Raw genomic sequence first — 13,706 nt, 5'->3', positions numbered from 1 at the left:
CCGAGCGTGGTGACCAGTGAGCGGAATCCTGTAGCAGCCGGGGCGCACACCGAGAAGGTGGAGCAGATCGCTGTCGTGGGGCTGTCCTGCCGGCTCCCCGGAGCCGACGGCCCGGCCGCGTTCTGGGAGCTCCTGCGGAGCGGGCGAGGTGCCGTCGACGAGGTGCCGCCGGGCCGTTGGGGCGTACCCGAGGACGCGGCGCCCGGTGACGGCCGGCAGCGCGGCGCGTTCCTGGACGGGGTGGACCGGTTCGACGCCCGTTTCTTCGGGATCTCGCCGCGCGAGGCCGCGGCGATGGACCCGCAGCAGCGGCTCGTACTGGAGTTGGCCTGGGAGGCCCTGGAGGACGCGGGCATCGTGCCCGAGGCGCTGCGCGGCAGCCGTACCTCGGTGTTCGTGGGCACCCTGCGCGACGACTACACGAACCTGCTGTACCAGTACGGCACCGAGGCGATCACCCCGCACACGATGACCGGGGTGAACCGCGGCGTCATCGCGAACCGGGTCTCCTACCACCTGGGTCTCCAGGGTCCCAGCCTCACCGTGGACTCCGCGCAGTCGTCCTCGCTCGTCGCGGTGCACCTCGCCTGCGAGAGCCTGCGGGCCGGGGAGTCCGTGCTCGCGCTCGCGGCGGGTGTGAACCTGAACCTGCTGACGGAGAACGCCACCACGGAGGAACGTTTCGGCGCGCTCTCCCCCGACGGGGTCACGTACACCTTCGACTCCCGCGCCAACGGCTTCGTGCCCGGCGAGGGCGGCGGGGTCCTGGTCCTCAAGCCGCTCTCGCTCGCCCTCGCGGACGGCGACCACGTCCACGGCGTGATCCGCGCGAGCGCCGTCAACAACGACGGTGCCACGCCCGGAGGTCTGACCGTGCCGAGCGCGGCCGCGCAGGAGCAGGTGGTGCGCCTGGCCCACGAGCGGGCCGCGCTCGGCGCCGGCGAGCAGGTCCAGTACGTCGAACTGCACGGCACCGGCACGCCCGTCGGCGACCCGATCGAGGCCGCCGCGCTCGGCGCGGCGCTGGGCGCGGACCGGGCGCCCGGGGACCCGCTGCGCGTCGGTTCCGTCAAGACCAACATCGGACACCTGGAGGGCGCCGCGGGCATCGCGGGCCTGATCAAGACGCTGCTGAGCATCACCCACCGCGAGCTGCCCGCCAGCCTGAACTTCGCGACCCCGAACCCGCGGATCCCGCTGGACGCGCTGGGACTGGCGGTGCAGCGCGAGCACTCCGCCTGGCCGCACCCGGAGCGCCCGTTGGCGGCGGGCGTCAGCTCCTTCGGCATGGGCGGCACGAACGCGCACGTCGTGGTCACCGAGGGGCCCGCCGTCCCCGCGCCGCAGGAGCCCACCGAGGCGGCCACCGAGGCGCTGCCCTGGGTGCTGTCGGCCCGGTCGGACGAGGCGCTGCGCGCGCAGGCCGGCCGGCTGGCCGCGTTCGCCGCCGCCGACGGCGCCCCCGACCTGGTGGACACCGCCTTCTCGCTGGCGACCACCCGCACGGCCTTCGAGGAGCGCGCGGTCGTGGTCGGCACGGACCGGTCGGCGCTGGTGGAGGGGCTGCGGGCGCTGGCCGAGGGACGGCCGGGCGCGGGGGTGGTCCGGGGCGCGCCCGCCGCGGGCACGACCGCGTTCCTCTTCACCGGCCAGGGCGCGCAGCGTCCGGGGATGGGCGAGGAACTGTACGCGGCCTTCCCGGTGTTCGCGGAGGCCTTCGACGCGGTCGCCGGGGCGCTGGACCCGCTGCTGAAGCGCTCGATCCGCGAGGTCATCGCCTCCGGTGAGGCGCTCGACGAGACGGGCAACACCCAGCCCGCGCTGTTCGCGGTGGAGGTGGCCCTCTACCGGCTCGTGGAGTCCTGGGGTCTGGCCCCGTCCCATGTCGCGGGCCACTCCATCGGGGAACTCGCCGCCGCGCACGTGGCGGGGATCCTGTCCCTGCCGGACGCGGCGAAGCTCGTCGCCTCCCGGGCGCGGCTGATGCAGGCCCTGCCCACCGGCGGCGCCATGATCGCCGTCCAGGCCACGGAGGCGGAGGTGCTGCCGCTCCTCGAAGGCCTGGAGGACCGGCTCTCGATCGCCGCCGTCAACGGCCCGACCTCCGTCGTCGTCTCCGGCGATGAGGAAGCCGCCCTCAAGGTCGCGGGAAAGCTCGCCGAACGGGGCCGCAAGACCAAGCGCCTGACGGTCTCGCACGCCTTCCACTCCCCCCACATGGACGCGATGCTCAAGCCCTTCCACAAGGTGGCGAAGGGCCTCACCTACAACGAGCCGCGGATCCCCGTCGTCTCCACCCTCACCGGCGAACTCGCCTCCGGCGACGACCTGCGCACCCCCTGCTACTGGACCGACCAGGTCCGCGGCGCCGTCCGGTTCGCGGACGCGGTCGCCACCCTGAGGTCGCTGGGCGCCGAGACCTTCCTGGAGATCGGCCCCGACGCCGTCCTCAGCGCCCTCGCCGAGGGCACCCCGGCACTCCGTGCGGGGCGCCCCGAGGTACAGACGCTGCTGACCGCCGTCGCGACCGCGTTCACGCTCGGCGCCGACGTCGATTGGAGTGTGCTGTACGCGGGGACCGGCGCCCGCCGGGTCTCCCTGCCCACGTACGCGTTCCAGCGCCGCCGGCACTGGTTCGACGCCGCCGCCCGCACGTCGGCCCCGCTGCCCCTCCCGGGGGCCGACACCGCCGAGGAGCCGGCCGCCGGACCGCGCGGCGCACTCGGCGCGCGCCTCGCCCGGCTGTCCGAGGCGGAGCGGGACCGCGCCGTCTCCGAGCTGGTCACCTCGCACGTCACCGCGATCCTGGAGTACGGGCCGGACGAGGTGCTGGAGCAGCGGACCCCGTTCCAGAAGCTCGGTTTCAGCTCGATGATGACCACCGAGCTGCGCAAGGCGCTGGCCGAGGCCACCGGCCTGCGGCTGCCCGGCGGGCTGCTGTTCGACCACCCGACGCCGCTGGCGCTCACCTCGTTCATCGGGGCCGAGCTGGCCGGGGCGGCCGTGTCGGCCGAGGAGTTCACCCGTCCCGCCGACGCCGACGAGCCCATCGCGATCGTCGGCATGGCCTGCCGGTTCCCGGGCGGGATCTCCTCCCCCGACGAGCTGTGGAAGCTGGTCGCGGAGGGCGGCGACGCCGTCTCCGGGTTCCCCGTCGACCGCGGCTGGGACGAGGACCTGTACGACGCCGACCCCGACCGCCCGGGCAAGAGCGCGGTGCGGCGCGGCGGCTTCCTGCACGAGGCGGCCGAGTTCGACGCCGGCTTCTTCGGCATCTCGCCGCGCGAGGCCCTCGCGATGGACCCGCAGCAGCGGCTCCTGCTGGAGACCGCCTGGGAGGCCGTCGAGCGCTCCGGGATCCGCCCGGAGTCCCTGCACGGCTCCCGGACCGGCGTGTTCGTCGGCGCGACGGCGCTGGAGTACGGGCCCCGGATGTACGAGGCCCCCGAGAGCGTCCAGGGCTCGGTGCTCACCGGCAGCACCACCAGCGTGATGTCGGGCCGGATCGCCTACCAGTTGGGGCTGCTCGGCCCTGCGGTGACCACCGACACCGCCTGCTCCTCCTCGCTGGTCGCCCTGCACCTCGCGATCCGTTCGCTGCGGTCGGGCGAGACCAACCTGGCCCTGGCGGGCGGCGCGACGGTCATGGCGTCCCCCGGCATGTTCGTGGAGTTCTCCCGCCAGCGCGGGCTCGCCCCCGACGGCCGCTGCAAGTCCTTCGCCGCGGGCGCCGACGGCACCGGCTGGTCCGAGGGCGTGGGCCTGCTGCTCGTGGAGCGGCTCTCCGACGCCGAACGCAACGGACACACCGTCCTCGCGGTGCTGCGCGGCTCCGCCATCAACCAGGACGGCGCCTCCAACGGCCTGACCGCCCCCAGCGGACTCGCGCAGCAGCGGGTCATCCGCCAGGCCCTGGCCGACTCGGGCCTCACCGGCTCGGACGTGGACGCCGTGGAGGCGCACGGCACCGGAACCAGGCTCGGCGACCCGATCGAGGCCGAGGCCGTCATGGCCACCTACGGCAGCGACCGCGAGGGCCTGGCCCCGGTGTTCCTCGGCTCGCTGAAGTCGAACATCGGCCACGCGCAGGCGGCGGCCGGCGTCGGCGGCGTCATCAAGATGGTCCAGGCGATCCGCCACGGCGTACTGCCCAGGACCCTGCACGTGGACGAGCCGTCCCCGCACGTGGACTGGTCGGCGGGCGCCGTGGAGCTGCTCACCGGGGAACGGGCGTGGCCCGAGACCGGTCGGCCGCGCCGCGCCGCCGTCTCCTCCTTCGGGATCAGCGGGACCAACGCCCACGTCGTCATCGAGCAGGCCCCCGAGACGGTGCCCGCGACCGCGACCTCCGTCGAGGCCCCGGCCGCGCCGGAACTTCCCGCGCCCTGGCTGCTGTCGGCCCGCGACCCGAAGGCGCTGCGCGCCCAGGCCGAGCGGCTGCGCGTCCACGCCGCCGCTCCCGACACGGACCTCGCGGACGTCGGGCTGGCGCTCGCGGCCACCCGTACCGCCTTCGAGCAGCGCGCCGTCGTCCTCGCCGAGGACCGCGACGCCCTGCTCGCGGGGCTCGACGCGCTGATCGCGGGCTCCGACGCGCCCGCCGTCGTCACCGGCGCTGCCCCGAGCGCCGGCCGGACCGCCTTCCTCTTCACCGGCCAGGGCGCCCAGCGGCTCGGCATGGGCCGTGACCTGTACGCCCGCCACCCCGTCTTCGCCCGCACCCTCGACGCGGTGTTCGCCGCCTTCGAGGGGCTGTTGGAGCGCCCGCTGCGCGAGGTGCTCTTCGCGGCGGAGGGCAGCTCCGACGCCGCGCTGCTGGACGAGACCACCTACACGCAGCCCGCCCTGTTCGCGGTGGAGACGGCCCTGTTCCGGCTGCTGGAGCACCACGGGGTGGTGCCCGCGCTGCTGGCCGGGCACTCGATCGGCGAGCTGTCCGCCGCGCACGCCGCCGGGGTGCTGACCCTGGCGGACGCCGCGAGGCTGGTGGCCGCCCGCGGCCGGCTGATGCAGTCGGCCCGTCCCGGCGGCGCCATGATCGCCGTCCAGGGCACGGAGGCGGAGATCGCCGCCTCCCTCGCGGGCCTCGAGGACGCGGTGTCCGTCGCCGCCGTCAACGGTCCGTCCTCCGTGGTGATCTCCGGTGACGAGGACGCCGCCGAGGCCGTCGCCGCGCGGTGGCGGGAGCAGGGTCGCAAGACGAAGCGCCTGACCGTCTCGCACGCCTTCCACTCCCCGCACATGGACGCGATCCTGGAGGAGTTCCGCGCGGTCGCGGCCGACGCCGCCTTCGCGGCGCCGGCGATCCCGATCGTCTCCACCGTCACCGGTGCGGTCGCCACCGAGGCCGAACTGACCTCCCCCGACTACTGGGCCGGGCAGATCCGTGCCGCCGTGCGGTTCCTGGACGCCGTCCGCGAGCTGGCCGCGCAGGGTACGACCCTGTTCGTCGAGGTCGGCCCGGACGCCGTACTGACCGCCCTGGCGCAGGGCGCGCTGGAGGACACCGGGGCCGTGGCCGTGCCGCTGCTGCGCGCGGGCCGCCCCGAGGCCGACACGCTCGCGGCCGGCCTGGCCCGGGTGTGGACCGCCGGTGGCAGCTTCGACGCCTGGACCTTCTTCCCGGGCGCGACGCCGGCCCCGCTGCCGACGTACGCCTTCCAGCGCGAGCGGTACTGGCTCGCGCCGACCACGTCCACCGACGCGCGCAGCCTGGGGCTGGACGCCTCGGAGCACCCGTTGCTCTCCACGAGCGTGGAGTTCGCGGACCGCGAGGACGCCCTGTTCACCGGCCGGCTCTCGGTGGGCTCCCACCCGTGGCTCGCGGACCACGCGATCGGCACGACCGTGCTGGTGCCCGCGACGGCGTTCCTGGAGCTGGCCGTGGCGGCCGGCGACCACCTCGGCGTCACCCGTGTCGAGGAACTGACCCTGGAGGCCCCGCTGCCGCTCGTCGGACGCGAGGCCGTACGGGTACAGGTCGCGGTGGGCGCCCCGGACGCGTCCGGGGTGCGGCCCTTCTCCGTCCACGCCCGTCCCGACGGCGGCGAGGGCGCGGCACGACCGTGGACCCGGCACGCGACGGGCGCCCTCGCGGAGGCCGTCGTACCGGCCGAGGACGCTGACCTGTCCGCGTGGCCGCCGGCCGGCGCGAGCGCCGAGCCGCTGGACGGCGTGTACGAGCGGCTCGCCGCCCTGGGGTACGCGTACGGCCCCGCCTTCCAGGGCCTGACGGCGCTCTGGCGCGCCGGCGAGGACCTCTACGCCGAGGTGCGGCTGCCCGGGGCGCACCGGGAGAGCGCCGGCCGGTTCGGCGTCCACCCGGCGCTGTTCGACTCGGTGTTGCACCCGCTGGTGCTGGACGCGGCCGTGGAGGGCGAGAGCGACCGGATCCGGCTGCCGTTCGCCTGGTCGGGGATCTCGCTGCACGCGGCGGGCGCCGCCGAGCTGCGGGTGCGGATCTCCCCCGCCGGGACCGACACGTACCGTCTGACGCTGGCGGACGGGGCGGGCGCGCCCGTCGCGGACGTGGACGCGCTGACGTTGCGCCCGGTCGCCAAGGAGGCCCTGACCTCGGTCGCGGACGGCGCGAACGACTCGTTGTACGAGGTGCGGTGGCAGCCGGTGACCGCCGCCCGGGCGTCGGTCGACTGGACCGAGGTGGGCGGGGACCTGGCCCCGGCCGCGGGCGCGACGACCGTACTCGTCCGGCACGCGGGCTCCGGCGCCGCCGGCGCCGAGGGCGCGCACCTGGCCACCCTGCGGGCGCTGGCGCTGGTCAAGGAGTGGCTGGCCGACGAACGGTTCGCCGACTCCCGGCTGGTGTTCGTCACCGCCGGCGCGGTCGCCGCACTGCCCGGCGAGGACGTCACCGACCTGGACGCGGCCCCGCTGTGGGGCCTGATCCGCTCCGCCCAGTCCGAGCACCCGGACCGGCTCGTGCTCGTCGACACCGACGGCGCGACGGACGACGCGACGCTCGCCGCGGCCCTCGCCACCGGTGAACCCCAACTCGCGGTCCGCGCGGGCGAGTCGTTCGCCCCCCGGCTGGCCCGTGCGGCGGCGATCGCGACCCCCGAGGTTCCCGTCCTGGGGGCCGGGGGAACCGTCCTGGTCACCGGCGGCACCGGCGGCCTCGGCGCGCTCTTCGCCCGCCACCTCGTCACCGAGCACGGGGTCCGGCACCTGCTGCTCAGCAGCCGGCGCGGCCCGGCCACCCCGGGCGCGCGGGAGCTGGCGGCCGAACTGGGCGCGCTCGGCGCCGAGGTGAAGGTGGTCGCGGCGGACGCCGCCGACCGCGCCTCGGTGGCCGCGCTGCTCACGGCCGTGGACGCGGAGCACCCGCTGTCGGCCGTGGTGCACACGGCCGGTGTGCTGGACGACGCGACGATCGAGTCCCTCACCCCGGAGCAGGTGTCCTCGGTGCTGCGGCCCAAGGTGGACGCGGCCTGGAACCTTCACGAGCTCACCAGGGACCTGGACCTGGCGGCGTTCGTCCTGTTCTCCTCGGTGTCGGGTGTCACCGGCACCGCCGGTCAGGGCAACTACGCGGCGGCCAACACCTGGCTGGACGCCCTCGCCGCGCACCGCCGCTCCGCCGGTCTGGCCGCGACCTCGCTGGCCTGGGGCCTGTGGGACTCCAGTCACGGCATGGGCGCCGGGCTCACCGACGCCGACCTGGCCCGCTGGGACCGGGCGGGCATGACCCCGCTCACCCCCGCGCAGGGTCTGGCCCTGTTCGACGCGGCGCTGAACGCCACCGAACCGCTGCTGGTTCCGGTCGCGCTGAACCCGGCCCGGCTGCGCACCGGTTCCGAGACGCCGCCCGCCCTGTACCGGGGGCTGGTGCGCACCCGGACCCGCCGCGCCGGACAGGCCGGGGCGGGCGCGGGCGCCGCGTCGGGCTGGGCCGGGCAGATCGCCGGCCTCCCCGAGGACAAGCGGGCGGAGGCGGTACGGGATCTCGTGCGGTCCACGGTCGCCTCGGTGCTCGGTCACGCGGGCGCCGCGTCCATCGACCCCGAGCGGGCCTTCAGCGAGATCGGCTTCGACTCGATGGCCGGCGTGGACCTGCGCAACCGGCTCGGGTCGGCCACCGGCCTGCGCCTCCCGGCGACGGCGGTGTTCGACCATCCGACGCCGGGCGCGCTGGCCGCGTACCTGCTGTCGAAGGTCTCCGCGGACGACGCGCCGGCGAAGGCCGTCAGGGCCCGCGCCAAGGGCGCCTCGGACGAGCCGATCGCCATCGTCGGGATGGCGTGCCGCTTCCCGGGCGGGGTGCGGTCTCCGCAGGACCTGTGGCGGCTCGTCGCCGACGGGGTGGACGCGGTCAGTCCGTTCCCGGTGAACCGCGGCTGGGACCTGGAGGGCCTGTACGACCCGGACCCCGAGCGGACGGGCACCTCGTACGTCCGTGAGGGCGGCTTCCTGCACGAGGCGGACCTCTTCGACCGGGAGTTCTTCGGGATCTCCCCGCGCGAGGCGACCGCGACCGACCCGCAGCAGCGGCTGCTGCTGGAGACGGCGTGGGAGACCTTCGAGAGCGCGGGCATCGACCCGGCGCTGTTGCGCGGTTCCCACACCGGCGTCTTCACCGGCGCCATGTACGACGACTACGCCTCGCGGCTGCCGTCGGTGCCGGAGGAGTTCGAGGGCTTCCTGCTCGCGGGCAACCTGTCCAGCGTCATCTCCGGTCGGCTGTCCTACACGTACGGGCTGGAGGGTCCGGCGGTCACCGTGGACACGGCCTGCTCCTCCTCGCTGGTGGCCATGCACCTCGCGGCGAACGCGCTGCGCTCCGGTGAATGCGATCTGGCGCTGGCGGGCGGCGTGACCGTGATGAACGGTCCGAACACCTTCGTGGAGTTCTCCCGCCAGCGGGGCCTGTCGCCCGACGGGCGCTGCAAGTCCTTCGCGGCGGGCGCCGACGGCACCGGCTGGAGCGAGGGTGTCGGTCTGCTGCTCGTCGAGCGGCTCTCCGACGCCAAGCGCAACGGACACAACGTGCTCGCGGTGATCCGCGGTACGGCCGTCAACCAGGACGGCGCGTCCAACGGCCTGACCGCGCCCAACGGGCCGGCGCAGGAGCGGGTCATCCGCCAGGCGTTGGCCAACGCCGGTCTGGCCTCGGCCGACGTGGACGCCGTGGAGGCGCACGGCACCGGCACCACCCTCGGTGACCCGATCGAGGCGCAGGCCCTGCTGGCGACGTACGGGCAGGACCGGCCGGAGGACCGGCCGCTGTACCTCGGGTCCCTGAAGTCGAACATCGGGCACAGCCAGGCCGCGGCCGGCGTCGGCGGTGTCATCAAGATGATCGAGGCGATGCGGCACGGGGTGCTGCCCCGGACCCTGCACGTGGACGAGCCGTCCCCGCACGTGGACTGGGAGGCGGGGTCGCTGGCGCTGCTGACCGAGGAGACCCCCTGGCCCGAGGCGGGCCGACCGCGCCGCGCGGGCGTGTCCTCCTTCGGCATCAGCGGCACCAACGCGCACGTCATCATCGAGCAGCCCGCGGCGCCCGCCCGGCGCGGACCCGCCCCGGAGCCGGAGGCGGCCGGTGTGCTGCCGTGGCTGGTGTCCGGCAAGGACGAGAAGGCCGTCGCGGCCCAGGCGGCGCGACTGCACCGCTTCGTCCTCGACCACCCGGAGCTGTCCCCGGCCGACATCGGCTTCTCGCTGGCCACCGGGCGCGCCGTGCTGGAGCACAGCGCGGCCGTCGTCGGCGCGGACCGGGAGACCCTGATCCGGGGTCTGTCCTCGCTGGCGCACGGGGAGTCCGCGTCGAACGTCGTGCGGGGCCGCTCGGCCCGGCCCGGCAAGACCGCGTTCCTCTTCACCGGTCAGGGCAGCCAGCGGCTCGGCATGGGCCGCGAGCTGTACGCCGCGAATCCGGTCTTCGCGAGGGCGCTGGACGAGGTGTGTGCCCGGTTCGACTCGGAGCTGGCCCGCCCGATCAAGGACGTGCTGTTCGCTCCGGAGCACTCGGCGGACTCGGCGCTGATCGACCAGACCTCCTTCACCCAGGCCGCGCTGTTCGCCATCGAGGTGGCCCTGTACCGGCTGTTCGAGCACCACGGCTTCACCCCCGACTACCTGCTCGGCCACTCCATCGGCGAGGTGACCGCCGCCCACCTCGCGGGGGTCCTCGAACTGGGCGACGCCTGCTGCCTGGTCGCCGAGCGCGGCCGGCTGATGCAGGCCGCCCGCGAGGGCGGAGCGATGGCCGCGATCCAGGCCGGCGAAGAGGCGGTGCGCGCCTCGATCGCCCCGTACGGCAACGCGGTCGCGATCGCCGGGGTCAACGGCCCCGACGCGATGGTGATCTCCGGAGACTCGGCGGTCGTCGACGAGATCTGCGACGCCTGGCGGGCCAAGGGCGCCCGCACCAAGCGGCTGCCGGTCTCGCACGCCTTCCACTCCCCGCACATGGACGAGGTGTTGGAGGAGTTCCGCGAGGTCGCCGGCGGGCTGACGTTCCACCCGCCGCGCATCCCGGTCGTCTCCAACGTCACCGGCACCCTCGCCACCGACGAGCAGCTGACCTCCCCGGAGTACTGGGCCACCCACATCCGGGAGGCCGTGCGGTTCGCCGACGGCATCCGTCATCTGGAGGCCCAGGGCGTCACCGACTTCCTGGAGTTGGGCCCCGACGGGGTGCTGACGGCGCTCGCGCAGGGTTCCCTGGAGCAGGAGGCCGGGGCGCTGGCCCCGGCGCTGCGCCGGGACCGGCCCGAGACGGAGACCGTCGTCGCGGCGATGGCCCTGCTGCGGATGCGGGGGGCGAAGCCGGACTGGTCGAGGCTGTTCCCGGGCGCGCGGACCGTCGACCTGCCGACGTACGCCTTCCAGCACGAGCGGTACTGGCTGGACGCCCCCGAGACCCCGGCCGACGCGGCCGGGCTGGGGCTGGCGGCCACCGGTCACCCGTTGCTGGGCGCGGCCGTCGGGTCGGCGCACCGCGACGAGTACCTGTTCACCGGCCGGCTCTCGCGCCGCACCCACGCCTGGCTGACCGAGCACGCGGTGTACGGGACGGTGTTGGTCCCCGGCACCGGGCTGGTGGAGCTGGCGGCCCGGGCGGGCGAGCAGCTCGGGGTGGACCGGGTCGAGGAGCTGATGCTGTCGGCGCCGCTGGTGCTGCCCGAGCAGGGTGGTACGCAGGTCCAGGTCGTGGTCGGCGAGGCCGACGGGACGGGCCGCCGCACCGTGGAGATCTTCTCCCGGACCGACGACGGCGACCTGGCGGCCGACCGGCCGTGGACGCTCAACGCGAACGGGGTGCTGGCCGCCTCGGCCGGCGCCGCCGGTGAGCCGCTGACGGCCTGGCCGCCGGCCGGCGCGACCGAGGTGTCCCTCGACGGGGTGTACGAACGGCTCGACGCGCTGGGTTACGCGTACGGCCCCGCCTTCCAGGGGTTGACGCGGCTGTGGACCGCGGGCGACGACGTGTACGCCGAGGTGCGGCTGCCGGACGCCGGGCGGGCGGACGCGGGGCGGTTCCTGCTGCACCCGGCGCTGCTGGACGCGGCGCTGCACCCACTGCTGCCCGGAGTCGCCTTCGAGTCGGGGCAGGCGCGGCTGCCGTTCTCCTGGTCCGGGGTGAGCGTCCACGCCGTGGGCGCCTCGGTGCTGCGAGTGCGGCTGACGCTGTCCGGGCGCGACACCGACACGCTGGCCGCCTCGCTGACGGTGGCCGACGGGGCGGGCGCCCCGGTGGCGACCGTCGAGTCGCTGCTGCTGCGCCCGGTGTCGAAGGAGGCGCTGCGCGAGGCCGCGTCGACGGCCCGGGACGGACTGTTCCGCGTCGCGTGGAACGCCCTGCCGGCCTCCGACCCGGTCGCGGGCACCGCGGCGGGCTGGGCCGTGGTCGGTGACCTCGCCGTGCCCGGTGGTCTCCCGTACGCCGATCTGGAGGCGGTGGCGGCGGCCGGACCGGTGCCCGCCACGGTGGTGCTCGTTCCGGGCGCCGTCGAGGGCGAGCCGGCCGAGGCCGCGCGGGCCGCGTTGCGCGAGACCCTCTCCTCGGCTCAGTTCTGGCTGGGCGACGAGCGATTCGAGAGTTCCACGCTGGTGGTGGTCACCCGGGGCGCCGTCGCCACCGCCGGCGAGCCCGTCACCGATCTGACGCACGCGGGTGTGTGGGGTCTGCTGCGCGTGGCGCAGACGGAGAACCCGGGGCGGATCGTCCTGGTGGACCTGGACGGCGACACGCTGCCGGCCGCGGCCCTGGCCTCGGGCGAGCCGCAGATCGCGGTGCGCGGGGAGCGGCTGTTCGTGCCGCGTCTGGCCCGTACGAGTCAGGACGCGCAGGCGGTGACGCCGCGTTGGGACCGGGGCACGACCCTGATCACCGGCGCGACCGGCGCGCTGGGCGGCGTACTGGCCCGCCACCTGGTCACCGAACACGGCGCACGGCACCTGCTGCTCCTCAGCCGACGCGGCATCGACGCCCCGGGCGCCGAGGAGCTGCGTACGGAGCTGACCGGGCTGGGTGCCGAGGTCACCGTGGCGGCCTGTGACGTCACCGATCGGCAGTCGCTGGCCGGGGTGTTGGCGGCGATCCCCGCGGAGCAGCCGCTCACCGGGGTGATCCACACGGCCGGTGTGCTGGACGACACCGTCCTGTCGGACCTGACGCCGGAGCGGCTGGAGAAGGTGCTGGCGCCCAAGGTCGACGCGGCGTGGAACCTGCACGACCTCACCAAGGACCTGGACCTGTCGGCCTTCGTGCTCTACTCCTCGATCGCCGGCCTGATCGGCAACGCCGGGCAGGCCAACTACGCGGCGGGCAATACCTACCTGGACGCCCTCGCCCAGTACCGCCAGGCCAACGGCCTGCCGGCCACCTCGCTGGCCTGGGGCCTGTGGGCCCAGGCCAGCACCCTCAGCGGCTCGCTGGAAGAGGCCGACCTGCGTCGCCTCGCCCGGCTCGGCCTGTTGCCGCTGTCCTCGGCGGACGCGATGGACCTCTTCGACGCGGCCCCCGGCACCGGCGAGGCGGTCCTGGCCGTCACCCGGCTCGCGGTGGAGGCCCTGCGCAAGCAGGGCGACCGCCTGCTGCCGCTGCTGCGGGACCTGGCTCCGGTCGGTCCGCGCCGCGCGGTCGCGGGTTCCGGGTCCGGGGCGGGTACGGACGGTCCCTCGCTGGCGGAGCGCCTGGGCGCCCTGCCGGAGGAGGAGCGGCTCGCGATGCTGACGGATCTCGTACGCGGTCAGGTCGCCGGGGTGCTCGGGCACGCCGACCACACCGGCATCGACGCCGACCGCGCCTTCCAGGAACTGGGCTTCGACTCGCTGACCGCGGTGGAACTGCGCAACCAGCTCAACACGGCGACGGGTCTGCGCCTGCCCAGCACCCTCGTCTTCGACTACCCGAACCCGGCGGCCCTGGCCGTGTACCTCCGCCGGCAGATCACCGTCGAGGAGGTGTCGGCGGCGACTCCGGTGCTGTCGGACCTCGACCGGTTGAAGTCCGCCATTCACGCCGCGTCCTCGGACCGGGAGGCCTTCGACCAGATCACCGGCCGGCTGCGGGAGCTGTTGGACATCGCCGACTCGGCGGGCGGCGGCAAGCCGGACGAGGCCGATCACCAGGACCTGGACGGGGCGAGCGACGAGGAACTCTTCGCGCTCCTCGACGACATGGACTGAGCGGCACGGAGCGGCAGACGACCGGTCGGCACGCGTCGGAACACCGTGCGGGC

The 13,706-nt window shown here is 75.2% G+C and carries 1 protein-coding gene; it reads left to right on the top strand.

The window, feature by feature from the left end:
- The first annotated feature begins 6 nt into the window (after positions 1 to 6).
- Entirely contained in the window at positions 7 to 13,653 is a 13,647-nt protein-coding gene (locus tag OTB19_RS09755; RefSeq protein WP_267797646.1) for a type I polyketide synthase, read from the top strand.
- Positions 13,654 to 13,706 lie beyond the last annotated feature (53 nt).

Source organism: Streptomyces sp. H27-H5 (genome assembly GCF_026627505.1).
GTDB lineage: Bacteria > Actinomycetota > Actinomycetes > Streptomycetales > Streptomycetaceae > Streptomyces.
This window is presented reverse-complemented; position numbering and strand designations above follow the sequence as displayed.